The 18,889-nt window shown below is 68.4% G+C and carries 18 protein-coding genes; 12 read left to right on the top strand and 6 right to left on the bottom strand.

Annotated features, from left to right (window positions below; all coding sequences use genetic code 11):
- The first annotated feature begins 36 nt into the window (after positions 1-36).
- Together B9C99_RS07980 and B9C99_RS07975 are read left to right on the top strand one after the other, a co-directional pair.
- On the top strand, positions 37-924 hold the full coding sequence (locus tag B9C99_RS07980; protein ID WP_088897505.1) for a phosphoribosylaminoimidazolesuccinocarboxamide synthase: 888 nt from the start codon (positions 37-39) through the stop codon (positions 922-924).
- A 6-nt stretch (positions 925-930) separates the two neighbouring features.
- Positions 931-3,078, top strand: coding sequence for a S9 family peptidase (locus tag B9C99_RS07975; RefSeq protein WP_088897504.1), 2,148 nt, complete (start codon positions 931-933; stop codon positions 3,076-3,078).
- A 150-nt stretch (positions 3,079-3,228) separates the two neighbouring features.
- Here B9C99_RS07975 and B9C99_RS07970 read toward each other — a convergent pair whose 3' ends face one another.
- From B9C99_RS07970 to B9C99_RS07960, 3 genes are all read right to left on the bottom strand, one after another.
- Entirely contained in the window at positions 3,229-3,861 is a 633-nt protein-coding gene (locus B9C99_RS07970; protein WP_088897503.1) for an LppP/LprE family lipoprotein, read from the bottom strand.
- A gap of 117 nt (positions 3,862-3,978) precedes the next feature.
- Positions 3,979-4,671: a response regulator gene (locus B9C99_RS07965; RefSeq protein WP_016694759.1), complete on the bottom strand. Its 693-nt coding sequence runs from the start codon at positions 4,669-4,671 to the stop codon at positions 3,979-3,981.
- The gene (locus tag B9C99_RS07960; protein WP_088897502.1) at positions 4,668-6,218 is read right to left on the bottom strand and encodes a sensor histidine kinase; all 1,551 of its coding nucleotides are present in this window, start codon (positions 6,216-6,218) and stop codon (positions 4,668-4,670) included. The genes B9C99_RS07965 and B9C99_RS07960 overlap by 4 nt, the downstream gene beginning before the upstream one ends.
- Before the next feature lie 155 nt (positions 6,219-6,373).
- Here B9C99_RS07960 and B9C99_RS07955 point away from each other — a divergent pair, with 155 nt between their 5' ends.
- Positions 6,374-7,738: a cation:dicarboxylase symporter family transporter gene (locus B9C99_RS07955; RefSeq protein WP_088897501.1), complete on the top strand. Its 1,365-nt coding sequence runs from the start codon at positions 6,374-6,376 to the stop codon at positions 7,736-7,738.
- Between the two features lie 70 nt (positions 7,739-7,808).
- Here B9C99_RS07955 and B9C99_RS07950 read toward each other — a convergent pair whose 3' ends face one another.
- On the bottom strand, positions 7,809-8,672 hold the full coding sequence (locus B9C99_RS07950) for a fumarylacetoacetate hydrolase family protein (protein WP_088897500.1): 864 nt from the start codon (positions 8,670-8,672) through the stop codon (positions 7,809-7,811).
- 206 nt (positions 8,673-8,878) lie between these two features.
- On the opposite strand from B9C99_RS07950, the gene B9C99_RS07945 reads away from it, so the two are divergent.
- The 4 genes from B9C99_RS07945 to bluB are packed head-to-tail and all read left to right on the top strand — an operon-like array spanning position 8,879 to position 11,025.
- Positions 8,879-9,400: an SRPBCC family protein gene (locus B9C99_RS07945; protein ID WP_088897499.1), complete on the top strand. Its 522-nt coding sequence runs from the start codon at positions 8,879-8,881 to the stop codon at positions 9,398-9,400.
- Complete coding sequence (locus tag B9C99_RS07940) at positions 9,397-9,822, top strand: DUF1801 domain-containing protein (RefSeq protein WP_088897498.1); 426 nt, start codon at positions 9,397-9,399, stop codon at positions 9,820-9,822. Before B9C99_RS07945 ends, B9C99_RS07940 begins: the two co-directional genes overlap by 4 nt.
- Positions 9,823-9,869: 47 nt before the next feature.
- The gene (locus B9C99_RS07935; RefSeq protein WP_088897497.1) at positions 9,870-10,364 is read left to right on the top strand and encodes a glutathione peroxidase; all 495 of its coding nucleotides are present in this window, start codon (positions 9,870-9,872) and stop codon (positions 10,362-10,364) included.
- Position 10,365: 1 nt separating this feature from the next.
- Positions 10,366-11,025, top strand: a complete 660-nt coding sequence (bluB, locus tag B9C99_RS07930) for a 5,6-dimethylbenzimidazole synthase (protein WP_085469192.1) — start codon at positions 10,366-10,368, stop codon at positions 11,023-11,025.
- Between the two features lie 162 nt (positions 11,026-11,187).
- Here bluB and B9C99_RS07925 read toward each other — a convergent pair whose 3' ends face one another.
- Complete coding sequence (locus B9C99_RS07925) at positions 11,188-13,314, bottom strand: FAD-dependent oxidoreductase (RefSeq protein WP_088897496.1); 2,127 nt, start codon at positions 13,312-13,314, stop codon at positions 11,188-11,190.
- A gap of 138 nt (positions 13,315-13,452) precedes the next feature.
- Between B9C99_RS07925 and B9C99_RS07920 the strand changes: the two genes are divergently transcribed.
- Together B9C99_RS07920 and B9C99_RS07915 are read left to right on the top strand one after the other, a co-directional pair.
- Complete coding sequence (locus B9C99_RS07920; protein ID WP_088897495.1) at positions 13,453-14,157, top strand: DUF2334 domain-containing protein; 705 nt, start codon at positions 13,453-13,455, stop codon at positions 14,155-14,157.
- A 58-nt stretch (positions 14,158-14,215) separates the two neighbouring features.
- Positions 14,216-15,859, top strand: coding sequence for an FAD-binding dehydrogenase (locus tag B9C99_RS07915; RefSeq protein WP_088897494.1), 1,644 nt, complete (start codon positions 14,216-14,218; stop codon positions 15,857-15,859).
- Between the two features lie 94 nt (positions 15,860-15,953).
- On the opposite strand, the gene B9C99_RS07910 is transcribed toward B9C99_RS07915, so the two are convergent.
- The gene (locus B9C99_RS07910; RefSeq protein ID WP_088897493.1) at positions 15,954-16,598 is read right to left on the bottom strand and encodes an MBL fold metallo-hydrolase; all 645 of its coding nucleotides are present in this window, start codon (positions 16,596-16,598) and stop codon (positions 15,954-15,956) included.
- 30 nt (positions 16,599-16,628) lie between these two features.
- Here B9C99_RS07910 and B9C99_RS07905 point away from each other — a divergent pair, with 30 nt between their 5' ends.
- From B9C99_RS07905 to purQ, 3 genes are all read left to right on the top strand, one after another.
- Positions 16,629-17,519 carry an LLM class flavin-dependent oxidoreductase gene (locus tag B9C99_RS07905; protein ID WP_088897492.1) on the top strand — a complete coding sequence of 297 codons (891 nt, stop codon included), beginning with the start codon at positions 16,629-16,631 and terminating at the stop codon, positions 17,517-17,519.
- Between the two features lie 126 nt (positions 17,520-17,645).
- Positions 17,646-17,891: a phosphoribosylformylglycinamidine synthase subunit PurS gene (purS, locus tag B9C99_RS07900; protein ID WP_006551824.1), complete on the top strand. Its 246-nt coding sequence runs from the start codon at positions 17,646-17,648 to the stop codon at positions 17,889-17,891.
- A complete protein-coding gene (gene purQ, locus B9C99_RS07895) occupies positions 17,888-18,565 on the top strand; it encodes a phosphoribosylformylglycinamidine synthase subunit PurQ (protein ID WP_006551823.1) in 678 nt (225 codons plus the stop codon). The genes purS and purQ overlap by 4 nt, the downstream gene beginning before the upstream one ends.
- The last annotated feature ends 324 nt before the right edge of the window (positions 18,566-18,889 follow it).

The raw sequence follows: 18,889 nt of genomic DNA, 5'->3' as shown, positions 1-18,889 counted from the left end.
GCGGTACGCCCACTCGATGAGCACTAGGGTGTCAGCGTGCGTCCTTCACTCGAGTCCTACCAACACCTCGCCGGCGGCAAGGTGCGTGATCTGTACGTGATCGACGACGAGCACCTGCTCCTCGTCGCCAGTGACCGGATCTCGGCCTACGATCACGTGCTCGAGACCCCGATCCCCGACAAGGGGCGGGTCCTCACTGCGATGAGCGTGTTCTTCTTCAAGCTGCTCGACGCCACCAACAACCATCTCGCGGGAGAACCCGACGACGAGCGTATCCCCGAGGAGGTCCTCGGCCGCGCACTCGTGGTCAAGCGCCTCGAGATGGTGCCCGTCGAGTGCGTCGCCCGCGGTTTCCTCACCGGCTCCGGCCTGATCGACTACCAGGCCACGGGCTCCGTGTGCGGTGTCGCTCTGCCCGAGGGTCTCGTCGAGGCCAGCAAGCTGCCCGAGCCGATCTTCACCCCGGCCAGCAAGGCCGCGCTCGGCGACCACGACGAGAACATCTCGTTCGACGATGTCGTCGAGAAGGTCGGCCTGAACCTGGCGATGAAGCTGCGCCAGGACACGCTCGACATCTACGACCGCGCCGCCATGTACGCCTCCGAACGCGGCATCCTGCTCGCCGACACCAAGTTCGAGTTCGGTCTCGACAAGGCCGGCAATCTGGTGCTCGCCGACGAGGTCCTCACTCCGGATTCGTCCCGCTACTGGGACGCGAACGAGTACGAGGAGGGCAAGGTGCAGCCCAGCTTCGACAAGCAGATCGTCCGGAACTGGCTCACCGGACCCGAATCGGGCTGGGACCGCGCCTCCGACACCACGCCCCCGCCGCTGCCGCAGCACGTCGTCGACAAGACGCGTGCCCGCTACATCGAGGCGTACGAACGTATTTCGGGAATGTCCTTCGACGATTGGATCGGCTGACCGCATATGACCTCCTCGAAGATCACTCCGCCGGTTGCGAAGAAGGTGCCCCTCGAGCGCACCCACCACGGGCACACCTTCGTCGACGACTACGAATGGCTGCGCGACAAGAACGACCCCGAGGTCGTCGCGTACCTGGAGGCGGAGAACTCGTACACCGAGGCGCAGACGGAGCATCTCGCTCCGCTGCGTGAGGCGATCTTCGAGGAGATCAGGTCGCGCACCCAGGAGACCGACATGTCGGTCCCCACCCGGATGGGCGACTGGTGGTACTACGCCCGCACCGTCGAGGGCAAGCAGTACGCGATCCAGTGCCGGTGCCCGATCACCGACGCCGACGACTGGACGCCGCCGAACGTCACGCCGGGTGTCGAACTTCCCGGCGAGCAGGTGCTCCTCGACGGCAACGTCGAGGCCGAAGGGCACGAGTTCTTCTCGCTCGGAGCGTTCTCGATCAGCCACGACGGCACCCTGCTCGCGTACTCGACCGACGTCGTGGGCGACGAGCGCTACACCCTGCGCATCAAGGACCTCACCACCGGTGAGATGCGGTCGGACGAGATCCCCGGCACCGCACCGGGAGCGACGTGGGCGCTCGACCACAGCCACGTCTTCTACCAGACGGTCGACGAGTCGTGGCGGCCCGACACCGTCTGGCGGCACAAGCTCGGCACCTCCGTCGACGAGGACGTGAAGGTCTTCCACGAACCCGACGAGCGGTACTGGGTGTCGATCGGATCGACCCGCAGCGAGAAGTACCTCATGATCTGGGTCGGATCGAAGATCACCACCGAGGGGTGGGTGCTCGAATCCGAGAACCCCACAGGCGAATTCCGTGTGATCCTGCCGCGCCGCGAAGGTGTCGAGTACGGCGCCGAGCACGCCGTGATCGCCGGCGAGGACCGCTTCCTGATCCTGCACAACGACGTCGACCCCGAGACGGGGGAGAAGGCCGAGAACTTCGTCCTCGCCGAGGCTCCCGTCGACGACCCGTCCGCGCTGCGCACCCTGATCGAGCACCGGCACGACGTGCGCCTCGAGGACGTCGACGCGTTCGAGGGACACCTCGTGCTCGGCTACCGCCGCGAGGCCCTCACCCGGCTCGCGGTGTGGCCGTTGACCGACGAGGGCTACGGCAAGCTCACCGAACTCGAGTTCGACGAGGAACTCTTCGCCGTCGGACCGGGCGCGAACCCCGAGTGGACCCAGCCCACACTGCGTCTGGGCTACACGTCGTTCATCACCCCGAGCCGGGTCTACGACTACACGGTGAGCACCGGCGAGCTGAAGCTGCTCAAGTCGCAGCCCGTGCTCGGCGAGTTCGACCCGACGCTCTACGAGCAGCGCCGCGAGTGGGCGACGGCCGAGGACGGCACGAAGATCCCGCTGTCGATCGTTGCGCGCAAGGGCACCCCCGAGAACGCCCCCACCCTGCTGTACGGCTACGGCTCGTACGAGGCCAGCATCGACCCGGCCTTCTCCGTCGCACGCCTGTCGCTGCTCGACCGGGTCATGGTCTTCGCGGTCGCGCACGTGCGCGGCGGCGGCGAGATGGGCCGGCACTGGTACGAGAACGGCAAGTCGCTGACGAAGAAGAACACCTTCACCGACTTCGTGGCGTGCGCGCGGCACCTGATCGACACCGGCGTCACGAGCCCGGAGAAGCTCGTCGCCGACGGCGGCAGTGCCGGTGGCCTGCTCATGGGTGCGGTCGCGAACATCGCGCCCGAGCTGTTCGCCGGCATCCTCGCGAACGTCCCGTTCGTCGACCCGCTCACCTCGATCCTCGATCCGTCCCTGCCGCTCACGGTGATCGAATGGGACGAGTGGGGCAACCCGCTCGAGAACCCCGAGGTGTACGAGTACATGCGCTCGTACAGCCCCTACGAGAACGTCGAGGCCAAGGACTACCCGGCGATCCTCGCGATCACCAGCATCAACGACACCCGCGTGCTCTACGTCGAACCCGCCAAGTGGGTCGCGAAGCTGCGCGCGACGAAGACCGGCGATGCCCCCTTGCTGCTCAAGACGGAGATGAGCGCGGGGCACGGCGGTGTGTCGGGGCGCTACGAGAAGTGGCGCGAGGTCGCGTTCGAATTCGCGTGGGTGCTCGAGACGTCCGGTGCCTACCGCGCGGAGGCTTCCGCGCAGTAGCCTGCACGTTCCGTTGTCGGCAGCGGCGCCGGCATCGGCTCGTCCGCAAGCACTACCTGCCGTGAGCGGTTCGTATCAGCTCGCCTTTTCGTCGTCCGCCGCAGCAATTGCCGTGGCGGATAGTCGAACTCGTAGCGGATGGAAACAGGATCAGTTGTAGGAGTCGAGCATCTCCTGCGGCAGCGGGTCGAGCATGACGATCTGCGAGCCGTCCCAGGTGTACCGCACGGTCGCGGGGCCGCCCTCGGGGCAGCAGAACGGCTCGTCACCGGCGATCCAGCGGTACTCCGCCGTGACGGTGCCGTCGGAGGCGTCGACCACCGAGGTGTACGCGTACGGCTCCGACGTCGCAGTGCCCAGATAGCTGCCGTCGGCGAAGAACAGCACGTGCTCGGGGGAGGACGCACTGTTCCCACCCACCGCGACCAGCCACATCAGCGACGGGCAGTCGCCGACGACGGCGTCGGTGGAGTCCTCGATCTGCCACGCGAACCCGTCGTCGCTCAGACCCGCGAGCGCGTCCGCGACGGGAGCCGACGCCGGGTCGAGACACAGCCCGTTGCCTTCGAGCGCCGACGCCTCCAGCGTCGGCTCGACCGGCGCGGGAATCTCAGTCGACTCGGCGGGCACCGGTGCAGGTCGCGCCGTGTTCGCGCCCGTGGCCGGCGCAGTCTCGCTTGTGGAGGTCGTCGTGGGGACGGCCGTCGTGTCGTCGTTCCCGCATCCCGCGAGCAACGTCGTTGCGACGACGGGGATCAGGAGCGCGGTCGGATGGAATCTCACGTGTGTGCCTCCTCGGTGGAGTCGGGCAGGTGATCACCCGGTACGTCGCGACCCGCCGACGCCCCCGTTAACGGAGTTATCGCATCGTTGTCGCCTCGTCATCGGATACACGACCGCTCACCTGCGCAGTTCGTACCGGACCTGGGGTCGGCCGGCGCGGCCGTACTCGGTGAGACGGGTCGCGGCTCCGTCGTCGGCGAGTCGTTCGAGATAACGCCATGCCGTGACGCGTGAGACTCCCACGGCCGATCCGACTTCCGCGGCGGTGCGCGGGCCGTCGGCGTCGTGGAGGAAATCGGTGATCTTCGACAGCGTGTCGGGGGAGATGCCCTTGGGGGTCGACGGACGAGAACTGCTCGTGCGCAGGGCCGCCATGGCGCGGTCGATGTCGTGCTGACCCGCCGCCGTCTCCGCGTCGCGCAGCGCCGAACGATAGGCCACGTACTGTTCGAGCTTGTCCTGCAGCGCCGCGAAGGTGAACGGCTTGAGCAGATACAACACCACGCCCCGAGCGACCGCCGTCCGCACGACCTCCAGATCGCGATTCGACGTCACGGCGATGATGTCGGGGCTCGGACGACCGGCGCTCAGGCGCGCGGCGACCTCGAGGCCGTTCGTGTCGGGGAGCCCGATGTCGAGCAGTACCAGATCCACCGGTGTTTTCGCCCGCGCCGCCGACGCGACCGCCCGCACGGCGTCGCTGCCCGTGTGCACGACACCCACCACCTCGAATCCGTCCACCCTGCCGACGTATTCGCGGTGGGCCTCGGCGATGAGCGGCTCGTCCTCGACGATGAGCACGCGGATCACGACGTGCCTCCGAGGGGGATCTCGGCGACGATCATCGAACCCAGCGACGGTTCGGTGCGCAGGGTGCCGCCGTGACGCGCGACGACCTGGGCGACGAGCGCGAGTCCGAGGCCGCGCTGCTCGGACTTGGTGGAATAGCCGCGCTGCATGGCCCGGGCCAGCACGTCCGACGACATTCCCGGCCCGCTGTCGGCGACCTCGACGACCATCGACGAATCCTCCTGGCGCACAGTCACCTCCACCCACGGATCGTCCGACGCATGGGAAGCGTCGATGGCGTTGTCGATGAGATTCCCGACAAGAGTGACGATATCGCGCGCCGGGATCGGAACCGGACCGAGTTCCGTGTCGTCGGTGACGGTCAGTTCCACCCCTCGTTCGGCGGCCTCGTCGATCTTGCCGAGCAGCAGTGCCGACAGCGCCGGTTCGTGGACGGCGCTCGTCAACCTGTCGATCAGATGTTGGGAGACCGCCAGTTCCTGCGTCGCGAAGGCGACCGCCTCCTCCGGCCGGCCGAGCTCGACCATCGTGATGATGGTGTGCAGGCGGTTCGCCGACTCGTGTGCCTGCGCCCGCAGCGACTCGGCGAACCCGCGGACCGAGTCGAGTTCGCCCAGGACGCCGCGTAGTTCGGTGTGGTCGCGGAGAGTGACGACCGTGCCGATGCGGCGCTCGTTCCAGTTCACAGCGTCGCTGTTGACGACGAGGGTGCGGTCGCGCGTCAGGTGCACCTCGTCGCGTGCCTCACCGGTGAGTGCGAGTTCGCGCAGTGTCTCGGGGAGCGTGTCGAAGGGGACCGGCCCGGTCGGGGGAAGCCCGAGCAGGCGGCGTGCCTCGTCGTTGACGACGTCGACCCGTGGGGAGTCCTCGGCCGTGCCGAACACCAGCAGTCCCTCTCCGATCGAGTGCAGGACGGCGTCGTGGTGTTCGTACATGCGCCGCAGCTGGTCGGGATTCAGGCCGAGGGTCTGCCGGCGGAGCCGCCGGGAGATGAGATAGGCGCCGACTGCCGACACCGCCAGTCCCGCGGCCACGACCCCCACGATGCCCGGAAGCCCCCGCAGGAAGTTCTCGGCGATGCGTTGCCGGGTCACCCCGACCGACACGAAGCCCACCAGGTCACCATCGTCGGCGTGGACCGGCGCGACGGTGCGGATCGACGGGCCGAGGCTGCCCGTGTACGTCTCGGTGAACGGCGTGCCCGACCGGGCCTCGTCGATGTGACCGGTGTACGGGCGTCCGATCTCGTCGACGACGGGGTGCGTCACGCGAATCCCGTCCGGATCGACGACCACCACGAAGTCGGTGCCGGTCGCCTCGCGGACCTGCTCGGCACGCGGTTGCAGCGCCGCCGTGGGATCGGCCGATTCCAACCCCTCGGCGACCTCCGGGAACTGGGCCATGGTCACTGCGATATCGGTCACGGACCGGCGCGTCGCGTCGTCGGCGTCGCGGCGCTCGTCGACGGCGAACAGGATGCCCGCCACGACCGCGACCACGGTGAACACCACCAATTGGAGGATCAGCAACCGGCTCGCCACGCTCATGGGCTGCCGCATCTCGCGACGTCTCACCGGTCACCTCCCCGTGAACACTATGTACACAAACTTCCTCGGCGGGGCGTTTCCCGACAACCATTTCGGGTAGGTGGAAGTGACTCCGGTCACCACCGCACACGACATCCGGGATCGAAGGGCACCCCATGAGCACCAGCACCGAACGCGACGGGAAACGCCGCGACCGTACCCACTGGCTGTACATCGGCGTCATCATCGCTGTCGTCGCCGGTATCGCCGTCGGATGGCTGGCGCCGGAGACGGGCAAGTCGCTCGGTGTCCTCGGCACTATGTTCGTCGACCTGATCAAGATGATGATCAGCCCGGTGATCTTCTGCACCATCGTGCTCGGCATCGGGTCGGTGCGGGCGGCGGCGAGTGTCGGCCGGATCGGCGGACTCGCGCTGATCTACTTCGTGGGCATGTCGACCGTGGCACTCGCGATCGGTCTCGGGGTGGGCAACCTGCTCGACCCCGGCTCGGGCCTCACCCTCGATCCGGCCAACGCCGGTTCGGGTGCCGAACTCGCCGAGAAGGCGCACGCAGCCGGTGGCACCGTCGACTTCATCGCGTCGATCATCCCGACCTCCCTGCTCTCCGCACTGACCGAGGGCAGTGTCCTGCAGACCCTGTTCGTGGCGCTGCTCGTGGGCTTCGCGATCCAGGGCATCGGCAAGTCGGGTGAACCGATCCTCCGCGGCATCGGCCACCTGCAGAAGCTCGTCTTCCGCATCCTGACGATGATCCTGTGGCTCGCCCCGATCGGTGCGTTCGGTGCCATGGCCAACGTCGTCGGCCAGACCGGCCTGAGCGCCGTGCTGCAACTCGGTGTGCTGATGATCGCTTTCTACCTCACGTGCGTCGTGTTCGTCTTCGGCATCCTCGGATCGCTGCTGCGCGCGGTCGCCGGTGTCTCGGTGTTCAAGCTCGTGAAGTACCTCGCCCGCGAGTACCTGCTCATCTTCGCGACGTCGTCGTCGGAGTCCGCGCTGCCGCGTCTGATCGCCAAGATGGAACACCTCGGTGTCCAGCGCACCACCGTCGGCGTGGTCGTGCCGACCGGCTACTCGTTCAACCTGGACGGCACCGCGATCTACCTGACGATGGCCGCCCTGTTCGTCTCCGACGCGATGGGAAGCCCGTTGAACATCGGCGAGCAGGTCTCGCTCCTGCTGTTCATGATCGTCGCCTCGAAGGGCGCGGCGGGGGTCACCGGCGCCGGCCTGGCGACGCTGGCCGGCGGTCTGCAGAGCCACCGTCCCGACCTGCTCGACGGTGTCGGCCTGATCGTCGGTGTCGACCGGTTCATGTCCGAGGCGCGAGCGGTCACCAACTTCTCCGGCAACGCCATCGCGACCCTGCTCATCGGCACGTGGACCAAGTCGGTGGATCGCGAACGGGTCGACGAGGTGCTCAGCGGACGGTTGCCGTTCGACGAGAGCATGATGGTCGACGATCACGAGCCCGCTCCCGAGCGCGAACCGGCGACGCTGGAGAAGGTGTCCGTCTGATCCGGCATCCGCTACGACAATGGCTGTCCGCTACGGAAATTTCCGTAGCGGACAGCCATTTCTGTAGCGACTACGCGCGGGCGGCGATGAAACGCTGGTGCAGTTCGCCGATGCCGTCGATCCAGCTGTCGAGCCGCTCACCGGCGCGCAGGTAGCGCTGCGGGTCGCGGCCCATGCCCACACCCGCGGGTGTGCCGGTGAAGATCACGTCGCCCGGATACAGGGTGACGTTGCGCGACAGCTCGGCGACCAGCGCGGGCACGGAGAAGATCATCTCCCGCGTACGGCCTTTCTGGACCTCCTCGCCGTCGATCGTGCATCCCAGTTCCAGATCGTCCGGGTCGGCGAACTCGTCGGGGGTGACGAGCCACGGACCCTGCGGAGCGAAGCCCGGATAGGACTTGGCGAGACCGAACTGGGGCGCCGGTCCGCGCATCTGGGCGACGCGTTCGGAGATGTCCTGCCCCGCCGTCAGGCCCGCGACGTACGACCAGGCGTCTGCTGCGTCGACGTCGCGTGCCTCCCGACCGATGACGGCGACGAGTTCGATCTCCCAGTCGACGTTGCCGCCGTCCGGAATCGTGACCTCGGAGTCGGGGCCGGTGAACGCCGAGACGTACTTGGTGAACACCGGGGGCAGATGTGTGGGCGCCTCGAAGCCCGATTCGGCGGCGTGGTCGTCGTAGTTCAACCCGACCGCGAAGACCTGACGGGGTGCGGGGGAAGGGGCGCCGAGCCGGGCACGGTCGATCGCAGCGTGGTCGGTGACGTCCGCGTCCGCCGCCCACGCCCGCACCTCGTCCCACGACTCGTAGATCGAGGCGAGGTCGGGTCCGAACCGGCCGTCGGACGCGGTGGCGATGTCGATGCCCCGCTCGTTGCCGGGGTCACCGACGACGAGGACGGCTCGGTTGTCGAGGTTGGCGATGCGCATGGACGTTCTCCTGATGGCTGCGGTGGTCGGTTCGATCCTGCTATGTCACCGCGGCCTCCGACAGAGGTGGTGCTCGAGCCGTAGCGGGGACATCGAGGACGAGTTCGACCGGGTCTCCTGATCGCACCCTCCTGTCGGAGGGATGCGGCATAGTTCGGGGAAGAAGCCACGCAACGCTCTTCAACCGCACAACTTCGGGAGTCGCTGTGAAGAACCGAGCTCGATTCGTCGATGTCGAAGGCCGCCCCGCGATCCGCTTCGAGCGGGAGTACCCGTATCCGCAGGAACGCCTGTGGAGCGCGGTGACCGACCCGGCCGAACTCTCCCGATGGTTCCCCGCCGCCGTCGACATCGAACTCCGTGAAGGCGGCACGATCACCTTCACCGACGAGCCCGGCGCCGAGCCCACGAAGGGCACGATCCTGGCGTGCGAGCCACGGGACAGCCTGTCCTACACGTGGGAGGGCGACGAACTGGGGTTCACACTGAACCCGACGCCGCAGGGCTGCCTGTTCGTCTTCGTCAACGTCCTCGGCGACCGGGAGACCGCCGCGATGGTCGCCGCAGGCTGGACGGTCTGCCTCGACGAGTTCGACGCCCTGCTGGCAGGCGAACCGCCGTCGCAGGAGACCGACTCGGAGGCCTGGCGGCCGGTCTACGAGTCCTACATCGCAGAAGGGTTCCCGGCGGGTGCTCCCGTGCCGGGACAAGGAGGGGAAACCTCATGAGCGAGTCCGAGAAGGGCACCGGACCCAAGCTGTTGTCGGGTGGCAACCCCCAGATCCCGAAGGGGATGGGCAGGGAACCGGTCGAGGCCTACATCGCGGCGATGCCCGAGTGGAAGCACGACATCGGCCGACGCCTCGACGAGCTGATCCTCGAGGAAGTTCCCGACGTCCACAACGCCGTGAAGTGGAATCAGCCGCTCTACGGCACCGCCGACGACAGCTGGTTCCTCACGTTCCGCTGCTTCACGAACTACGTGCAGCTGAGTTTCTTCAGGGGGAGTTCGCTCGACCCGCTGCCGGAGAAGGGGTCCAAGCATCCCGAGATGCGCTATCACGACATCCGCCGGCTCGAGGACCTCGACGAGGACAAGGTCCGGAAGTGGGTCCGGCAGGCCGCCGAACTGCCGGGGGAGAAGATGTAGCACGCCGATGTTCGGGGGAGTGATCGGGCACACGATAGTTTGGAAGCATGACCACGCCTCTCCAGGACATCCCGATCAACACCCTCTCGGGTGAACCCACGAACCTCGGCGCGTACGAGGGCCACGCGGTTCTCGTCGTGAACGTCGCGTCCAAGTGCGGCCTGACCCCGCAGTACGCGGCGCTCGAGAAGCTCGCGCAGGAATACCGCGACCGCGGACTGTTCGTCGTGGGCGTGCCGTGCAACCAGTTCATGGGTCAGGAGCCCGGCACACCGGAGGAGATCCAGGAGTTCTGCTCCGCCACCTACGGCGTGACCTTCCCGTTGCTCGAGAAGATCGAGGTCAACGGCGAGAACCGGCATCCGCTCTACGCCGAGCTCACCAAGCACCCGGACGCCTCCGGCGAGGCCGGCGACATCCAGTGGAACTTCGAGAAGTTCCTCATCGCCCCCGACGGCACGGTCGCCGCGCGCTTCCGTCCCCGCACGGAACCGGATGCGCCCGAGATCCTCGACGCCCTCGAAGAGATCCTGCCGGCCTGACATGTTCGGCACAGAAGCGCGGGACGCGCTGTACGACATCATCCGCATGCGTCGCGACGTCCGTGCAGAATTCAACGGGGAACGGCTCGACGAGGACACGCTGATGCGCATCCTGCGGGCCGCCCACCACGCACCCAGTGTCGGCAACACCCAGCCCTGGGACTTCGTCGTCGTGCAGGACGAACAGCGACTGAAGGAGTTCGCCGAGCACGTCGCCGGTTGCCGGCAGGCGTTCGCCGACTCGCTCCCCGAGGACCGAAAGAGCACCTTCGACCCCATCAAGATCGAAGGCATCGTCGAATCGGGGACCGGCGTCGTCGTCACCTACGACCCCGAACGCGGCGGCAAGCACATCCTCGGCCGGCACACCATCGACGAATCCGGCCTGTTCTCGGCCGTGCTGGCGATCCAGAACCTGTGGCTCGCCGCGACCGCCGAGGGACTCGGCGTGGGATGGGTGTCGTTCTACGAGGAGGACTTCCTCGCCGACTTCGTCGGAGTGAGCGCACCCGTGCGTCCCATCGCGTGGCTGTGCGTCGGCCCGGTCACGCGACTCCAGGAAATCCCCGACCTCGAACGGTTCGGCTGGCGCAAGGGTCGCCCGCTCGAGGAGGCCGTGCACCGCGACAGGTTCGCGGCGCCGGGTGACCGGGAGGCCTGATCCGACGGGTGGCGGCCGGTTCGTGAGTGCACGAGCCGGCCGCCACCTGCCGCTTCACAGGTCGGTTGCCACCTACTGCTCTCACAGGTCGGTTGCCACCTACTGCTCTCACAGGTCGGTTGCCACCTACTGCTCTCACAGGTCGGTTGCCACCTACTGCTCTCACAGGTCGGTTGCCACCTTCCAGGCACTGTGGATGGCGCCCTCGATGTAGTCGACCCGACCCGCATCTCCGACGACGCGGACGTCGACACCCGAGCCGGCCAGCTCGTCGGCAAGCGGCGCCGCCGCCGACACCCCGGATGCGACGACCACCGTGCGAGCGCGCACCGACTTCGTCTCCCCACCCACCGTGAACTCCACCGTCTCCCGCGTGATGCGCTGAACGGTCGCATTGCGGTGCACCTCGACGCCCACCTCGCGCGCGTGCTTGACAGCGGTCCACCGGCGCGGCATTGCCATCGGCACCCCGAGCTGCTGACCTTCGGCGAGCAGCGTCACCCGGCTGCCGCGTTCGGCCATGAACTCGGCCAGCTCCAGACCGACGAGCGACCCGCCGATCACGACGACGTCCTTCGCCATCGGCAGGAAACGCAGGAACCGCCGGCTCAGATCGCGGATCCTCCGAGGGCTGGTGGTGATACCGGCGAGCCTGCCTACCCGGCCCATCACCCGCAGCACCGGGGACTGATCGGAGACGTCGCCCGCACCCGTCATGAGCGCACGCATGCTGTCGCCGGTGTGCACGTGCGGAAGGTCCCCGCCCGGCACGGTGGGACGTTCCCGCACGGCGCCCGTCGCGACGACCACCACGTCCGGCTCCAGGGCGCGGATCGATGCGGCGGTGGCCTCGGTGCCGAGCCGCACGTCGATGGCGAGGCGGGTGACCTCGGCCGTCAGCCATTTCAGCAGCCGCTCGTTGTCGGGGGTGGTGAGGGTCGAGAACCACAGGGTCCCGCCCAGCCGGTCGGTCTTGTCCAGGACGGTGACGCGGTGCCCGCGCTCGGTGGCGACCCGCGCCGCCTCGAGACCGCCCGGACCGGCACCCACCACGACGACGTGCTTCGGCGTCGCAGTGCGGACGAACGGCACGAGCGTCTCGTTGCCCAGCGCCGGATTGACCGCACAGATGGGCGTGGCGTCCCAGAAGTTCTCCTGCACGCACACGTAGCAGTTGATGCACGGGCGGATCTGTTCGCTGCGTCCCTGCTCCAGCTTGGTGACGAGCGCGGGATCGGCCAGCAACTGACGTCCCATCGCGACGAAGTCGGTGACGCCCTCGGCGATCATCCGCTCGCCGACCTCCGGCAGCATGCGGCCGACGGTGATGACGGGGATCGACACCGCACGCTTGATGACCGCGGCGTCGGAGGTGTAGAAGCCGATCTTGTCCGGCAACGGACCGTCGGTGAAGTTCGCGAACGCGTTGAGCGCGGTGCCTGTGACGTGGAGGGCGTCGGCGCCGGCCTGCTCGAACAGCACTGCGGCCGCGGCGGATTCCTCGACGGTCAGGCCGTCCGTCTCACCGTATTCCTGCCCTGCCAGGCGCACGATGACGGCGAGGCGGTCGCCGACCTCGGCCTTGACCGCGCGGATCACCTCGCAGGTCAGCCGGGCCCGGTTCTCCAGCGACCCGCCGTATTCGTCGGTGCGCTGGTTCGTGTAGCGGCTGAGGAAGGCGCCGAGCACGTAGTTGTGGGCGGCGTGGATCTCGACGGCGTCCGCTCCGGCGGCGGCGACCCGGCCTGCGGCCTCGGCGAACATCCGGATCAGCCATTCGATGTCGCTCTCGGAGGCCTCGTTGTAGGTGGCCCGCGCACCACCCTGGATCGACGCCATGCGCTGCAGTTCCGCGGGCGTGCACTCGGCCATGGCGCTCATGTCGCTCGGCGGCTTCGGGATGCTCGGCACGAGCTGCGGCCGGCCCTGCAGGGTGTCGATGCGGGCGACCTTGCCGTGGTGCACCATCTGCACGCACAGCTTGCTGCCGGCCTCGTGGACGGCGTCGGCCAGCGCGCGGAGCCCGGGGACGAACCGGTCCTCGGACAGGCCGGGCTCCTTCGTGCTGGTGCATCCCGCCGGATAAGCGACCGCGCAGCACCCTGTGACGATCAGCCCGGTGCCTCCGGCCGCGCGGGCGACGAAATGATCGATGTCGCCCTGCTCGATCTCCCCGTCCTCACAGAGGTTCATGTCCATGGCGGGCATCACCACGCGGTTGTCCAGCGTGATCGGCCCGATGGTGCCGGGGGAGAGAAGGCGCGTATAGGTCTGGTTCGGGACTGCCACGCCCGGACGGTATGCCCGGCCCCGTGTGGCCGTCGACACGGTCCCGATGAACGGGATGCGGATCTCCGGACCGAGTCTTCATCCGGATTTCCCGGCAGGGCAGGACGCCGTTCACCCGGGTGCAGCAGGCTCGGGGTCATGGGCGGACGGATGATCGTGTCGGTGTCGGGGATCCGGGACGTCACGCGCGACCTCGTGGACGCCTTCGCCCGCGAGACCGACGCGCGCGGAGTGCCGTTGTCGCTGTTCGTCGCTCCCCGTCTGAAGGACCACTACCGCCTCGCGCGGGATCCGGCGACGCAGGAGTGGCTGCTCGAACGGCGCGAGGGTGGCGACGCGATCGTGTTGCACGGTTACGACCAGGCGGCGACGAAGCGACGTCGCGCCGAGTTCGCGACGCTGCCCGAACACGAGGCGCGCCTGCGCCTGCTCGCCGCCGACCGCGTGCTCGAGGAGACCGGACTCCGCACCCGGCTGTTCGCACCACCGCGATGGCGCGCGTCGCCGGGCGCAGTGGCAGCACTTCCGCAGGTCGGTTTCCGGATGATGGCGGACCACGTCGGCATCCACGATTTGGTGACGGGCACCGTGACGAAGGCGCGGGTGTACGGCCTCGGTGACGGTGCGGGGTCGGACGTGTGGCGTTGCCGCGCGATGGTGATGGGCGCGTCGCGGACGGCGCGGCGCAGGGAATTGCTGCGTCTGGCGATCGCCGCTCCCCGGCTCGCCCAGTCCGGACCCCGGCAGGCGATCCTCGACGCCGTCGACCTCGCACTGCACCACGGTGCCGAACCGACCGTCCACGCCTGGCGGCCGCGTCCGTCGAACAACCGCGTGGCGTGATCCCGCCGGGCCCGCCGGTGCTCCCGGTCGCCGCATCCGCTCGGTAATGTTGGCGGCCATGGACGCTGACGTGATCGTGGTGGGGGCGGGACTCGCGGGGCTCGTGGCGGTCGGTGAACTGATCGACGCCGGTCGCAAGGTTCTGCTGGTGGAGCAGGAGAACTCGAACAACATTGGCGGGCAGGCCTTCTGGTCGTTCGGCGGGTTGTTCTTCGTCGACAGTCCCGAACAGCGACGACTCGGGATCAAGGATTCCTACGAACTCGCCCTGCAGGACTGGATGGGCACCGCCGGCTTCGACCGCGAGATCGAGGACCGCTGGCCGCGGCGCTGGGCCCAGGCCTACGTCGAGTTCGCCGCGGGGGAGAAGCACGCCTGGCTCAAGCAGCGCGGGCTGAAGATCTTCCCGATGGTCAACTGGGCCGAACGCGGCGGATACGACGCTGCGGGGCACGGCAACTCGGTCCCGCGATTCCACATCACCTGGGGCACCGGTCCGGGCCTCGTCGAGATCTTCGAGCGCAAGCTCCGCGAAGGCGTCGAACGCGGTCTCGTCACGCTGAAGCACCGCCACCGGGTCGACGAACTCGTCGTCACCGACGGAGCCGCCACCGGGGTGCGCGGAGCGATCCTCGAGCCCACCGACGCGGCGCGCGGCGTGGCGTCCTCCCGCACCGTCGTCGGGGACTTCGAGTTCTCCGCCGGAGCCGTCATCGTCACCTCCGGCGGTATCGGCGGCAACTACGACCTCGTGAAGAAGAACTGGCCGAAGCGGATGGGGGAGCCGCCGAAGCACATGCTCAGCGGTGTGCCCGCGCACGTCGACGGCCGGATGCTCGAGATCACCGAGAAGGCCGGCGGGAACATCGTCAACCGCGACCGCATGTGGCACTACACCGAGGGCATCACCAACTACGACCCGGTGTGGCCCGAGCACGGCATCCGCATCCTGCCCGGCCCGTCGTCGCTGTGGCTCGACGCCACTGGCAAGCGGTTGCCGGTGCCGTTGTTCCCCGGCTTCGACACGCTCGGCACCCTCGAGTACATCGTGAGCACGGGCTACGACCACACCTGGTTCGTGCTCGACCAGAAGATCATCGAGAAGGAATTCGGGCTCTCCGGTTCCGAGCAGAATCCCGACCTCACCGGGCGCAGCCTCCGCTCGCTGCTGCAGCGGGTCAAGTCGGGTGCACCCGGACCGGTCGAGGCCTTCAAGGAACGCGGGGTCGACTTCGTCGTCCGCGACACGCTCGCCGATCTCGTCGCGGGCATGAACGAACTCACCCCCGAGGCACCGCTCGACTACGAACAGGTGCGTTCGGTGGTCGAGGCCCGCGACCGCGAGATGGACAACAAGTACACCAAGGACCTGCAGGTCGCGGCGGTGCGCTCGGCGCGCGCCTACGCACCCGATCGCGTCGTCCGCATCGCGGCGCCGCACCGGATTCTCGACCCGAAGGCCGGCCCGCTCATCGCCGTGAAGCTGCACCTGCTCACCCGCAAGACGCTCGGCGGGCTCGAGACCGACCTGTCCTCGCGCGTGCTGCGGTCGGACGGGTCGGTCTTCGACGGCCTCTTCGCGGCCGGTGAGGTCGCCGGCTTCGGTGGTGGCGGCGTCCACGGCTACCGGTCGCTCGAGGGCACCTTCCTCGGCGGATGCATCTTCTCGGGCCGGGCGGCAGGTCGCGCCGCCGCCCGCTGAACCTCCCGTCGGCGTCTACTGCCACAGCAGAGCGCGAAACGGTCGTAAGAGCGCGAAACATCCCGCGACGACGACCGTTTCGCGCTCCACAGCGTCAGACCTCGACGCCGTCCTCGTGCGGCAGCACGCGGAACTCTGTGCCCTCCGGCGCCATCTCGCTGTACCGGCCGTAGAAGATGCCGCGACCGTTGTCGTTGACGATGCCCTGATGGATCGGCACGGCGACCCGCGGGTTCACCGCACGCAGGTAGTCGATCGCCTCCCAGATCTTGAGCCACGGCGCGGTCGACGGCAGGGCCAGCACGTCGACGCGCTCGTGCGGGATGTACAGCGAGTCGCCGGGGTGCAGCAGCTGCGACGGATTCTCGTCGTCGCCGACGAGGAAGGCCGTGTTGTCGATGACGGGCATGTCGGGGTGGATCACCGCGTGCCGTCCGCCGGTGCCGCGCACGGTCAGCGAACCGACCGAGAACGAGTCGCCGGGACGCACCGCGGTCCAGTCGCCGTCGAGCAGATTCGCCGACTGCGGGTCGGAGAACAGCTGCGCTCCGGGATTGGCCTCGAGGAGCGCGGGCAGCCGGGTGGTGTCGGCGTGGTCGGGATGCTGATGGGTCACGAGGATCGCGTCGAGTCCGGTGATGCCCTCGAACCCGTGGGAGAAATTTCCGGGGTCGAAAAGGAGCTTCGCGCCGAGGTGTTCGACGAGGATGCAGGAATGGCCGAAATGGGTCAGTTGCATGCCGTCGAGTATGCCGTCGGAAGGAGCCCGATGACCGACTACGGACAGGAACTCCGCTTCGGCAGCTTCCTCACGCCCTCCGCCGCCGACCCGGCGGGCGTCGTCGACCTCGCCACGGTGTCGGAGCGTGCCGGACTCGACCTGGTGACGATCCAGGACCACCCCTACCAGCCGCGATTCCTCGACACCTGGACGTTGCTCGGCTGGATCGCGGCGCGCACCACGACCGTGACGGTCGCGCCCAACGTGGCGAACCTGCCCCTGCGCGGACCGGTGATCCTCGCGCGGAGCGCGGCCTCGCTGGACCGGCTCAGTGGGGGTCGCGTCGAACTGGGTCTCGGGTCGGGTGCCTTCTGGGACGCTGTCGCCGCGAACGGCGGACCGCACCGCAGCCCCGGTGAAGCGGTCGACGCACTGATCGAGGCGATCGAGGTGATCCGAGCCCTGTGGTCGGACGAGAAGGGCGCGGCCCGGGTCGACGGCACGTACTACCGGCTGACCGGCGCGAAGCGGGGGCCGTTCCCCGCGCACGATCTCGGCATCTGGCTCGGCGCCTACGGCAAGCGGATGCTCGACGTCACCGGCCGCTTCGCCGACGGATGGCTGCCGAGTTCGTTCGCCGCCGGGCCCGAGAAGCTGGGGGAGATGAGCGCCCACGTCGACGAGGCCGCGCACCGTGCGGGGCGTGATCCCGCCGCGATCCGCCGGCTCTACAACATCTCCGGCACCTTCGCGGACACCGCCGACGGGTCGTTCCTGCACGGGCCGCCCGAGGTGTGGGCCGAACAGCTCGCCGAGCTGACCCTGCGGCACGGGACCAGCACCTTCGTCCTCGGCAGCGACGAGCGGTCCGACCTCGAACGTTTCGCCGGTGAGGTCGCGCCCCGCGTGCGCGAACTCGTTGCTGCCGAGCGGCGTTGAACGGGCGTGACAGGTCTCGCACGAGCGGGACCTCGGCCGATGCCCGTCCCGGTGGCCACGGCCGGTAAACTGCTGGATGTCCGGTGTCCGTCCCCGGGCGCCAGCACTACTACCGAGGAGCAGCACGTGGCGCGTGTCGTCGTCGAAGTCATGCCCAAAGCCGAGATTCTCGACCCCCAGGGTCAGGCCATCACTGGGGCGCTGTCGCGGCTGGGCTTCGCGGGCGTGACCGACGTCCGTCAGGGCAAGCGTTTCGAGCTCGAGGTCGACGGCAGCGTCGGCGACGAGGAGCTCGAGAAGATCGCCGAGTCGTTGCTCGCCAACACGGTGATCGAGGACTGGGCCATCCGGCGGATCGACGGTGACGCATGAGCGCACGCATCGGAGTCATCACCTTCCCGGGCACGCTCGACGACGTCGACGCCTCCCGCGCGGTGAAGCTCGCCGGTGGTGAGGCCGTGAGCCTGTGGCACGGGGACGCCGATCTCAAGGGAGTCGACGCGGTGATCGTGCCCGGCGGCTTCTCCTACGGCGACTACCTGCGCTGCGGTGCCATCGCTCGGTTTGCGCCGGTGATGGGCAAGGTCGTCGAGGCCGCGCAGAAGGGCATGCCCGTCCTCGGCATCTGCAACGGCTTCCAGGTGCTGTGCGAGGCGGGTCTGCTGCCGGGCGCGCTCACCCGCAACGCCGGTCTGCACTTCGTCTGCCGCGACGAGTGGCTGAAGGTCGAGTCGAACACCACCGCGTGGACCTCGCGCTACGAGGCCGGCGCCGAGATCCTCATCCCGCTCAAGTCGGGTGAGGGCCGCTACCAGGCATCGGAGAAGGTGCTCGACGAGCTCGAGGGTGAAGGTCGCGTGGTGTTCCGCTTCGCGGGCGACAACCCGAACGGTTCGCAGCGCGGCATCGCCGGCATCTCGTCGGCGAACGGCCGGGTCGTCGGTCTCATGCCGCACCCCGAGCACGCCACCGAGGCGCTCACCGGCCCCAGCGACGACGGACTCGGCATGTTCTACAGCGTGCTGGACGCGGTCGTCAACGCGTGACCGCCTGACCGGAATTTCCGCCGAAGCCCCCATCGACCCTCCCGGTCGTGGGGGCTTCGCTCGTTCCGGCGGGCTCGAGGAATTCTCCGAACCCGAAGTCCCGGAACAGGAGAGACGGAACGAGGGACCCCGCGACCGTCCCGATCGGCTGCGGAATCCCTCGTCCCTACAACCCGGAGCTCGACCCCCCGATCAAGTCCCGGGCGCGATGTCGTCGTCATCCCCCATGCGCGACATCGCGGATCAGTCTGCCGGAGCCGAATCGTCCTGTCCTGAGTAGGACTACCCAAATCGGGCCTGTCCGTCGACGGGCGTTGCGTGTCG

The organism is Rhodococcus sp. BUPNP1 (genome assembly GCF_002215235.1).
Taxonomy (GTDB): domain Bacteria; phylum Actinomycetota; class Actinomycetes; order Mycobacteriales; family Mycobacteriaceae; genus Rhodococcus.
The sequence above is the reverse complement of the archived record's forward strand: the minus strand, read 5'-3'. Positions and strand labels throughout refer to the sequence as shown.

Coding starts and splice junctions, on each gene's coding strand:
- B9C99_RS07975 (WP_088897504.1), top strand. CDS start 931: ATGACCTCCTCGAAGATCACTCCGCCGGTTGCGAAGAAGGTGCCCCTC.
- B9C99_RS07960 (WP_088897502.1), bottom strand. CDS start 6,218: ATGAGCGTGGCGAGCCGGTTGCTGATCCTCCAATTGGTGGTGTTCACC.
- B9C99_RS07955 (WP_088897501.1), top strand. CDS start 6,374: ATGAGCACCAGCACCGAACGCGACGGGAAACGCCGCGACCGTACCCAC.
- B9C99_RS07950 (WP_088897500.1), bottom strand. CDS start 8,672: ATGCGCATCGCCAACCTCGACAACCGAGCCGTCCTCGTCGTCGGTGAC.
- B9C99_RS07940 (WP_088897498.1), top strand. CDS start 9,397: ATGAGCGAGTCCGAGAAGGGCACCGGACCCAAGCTGTTGTCGGGTGGC.
- B9C99_RS07935 (WP_088897497.1), top strand. CDS start 9,870: ATGACCACGCCTCTCCAGGACATCCCGATCAACACCCTCTCGGGTGAA.
- bluB (WP_085469192.1), top strand. CDS start 10,366: ATGTTCGGCACAGAAGCGCGGGACGCGCTGTACGACATCATCCGCATG.
- B9C99_RS07920 (WP_088897495.1), top strand. CDS start 13,453: ATGGGCGGACGGATGATCGTGTCGGTGTCGGGGATCCGGGACGTCACG.
- B9C99_RS07915 (WP_088897494.1), top strand. CDS start 14,216: ATGGACGCTGACGTGATCGTGGTGGGGGCGGGACTCGCGGGGCTCGTG.
- B9C99_RS07910 (WP_088897493.1), bottom strand. CDS start 16,598: ATGCAACTGACCCATTTCGGCCATTCCTGCATCCTCGTCGAACACCTC.
- B9C99_RS07905 (WP_088897492.1), top strand. CDS start 16,629: ATGACCGACTACGGACAGGAACTCCGCTTCGGCAGCTTCCTCACGCCC.
- purQ (WP_006551823.1), top strand. CDS start 17,888: ATGAGCGCACGCATCGGAGTCATCACCTTCCCGGGCACGCTCGACGAC.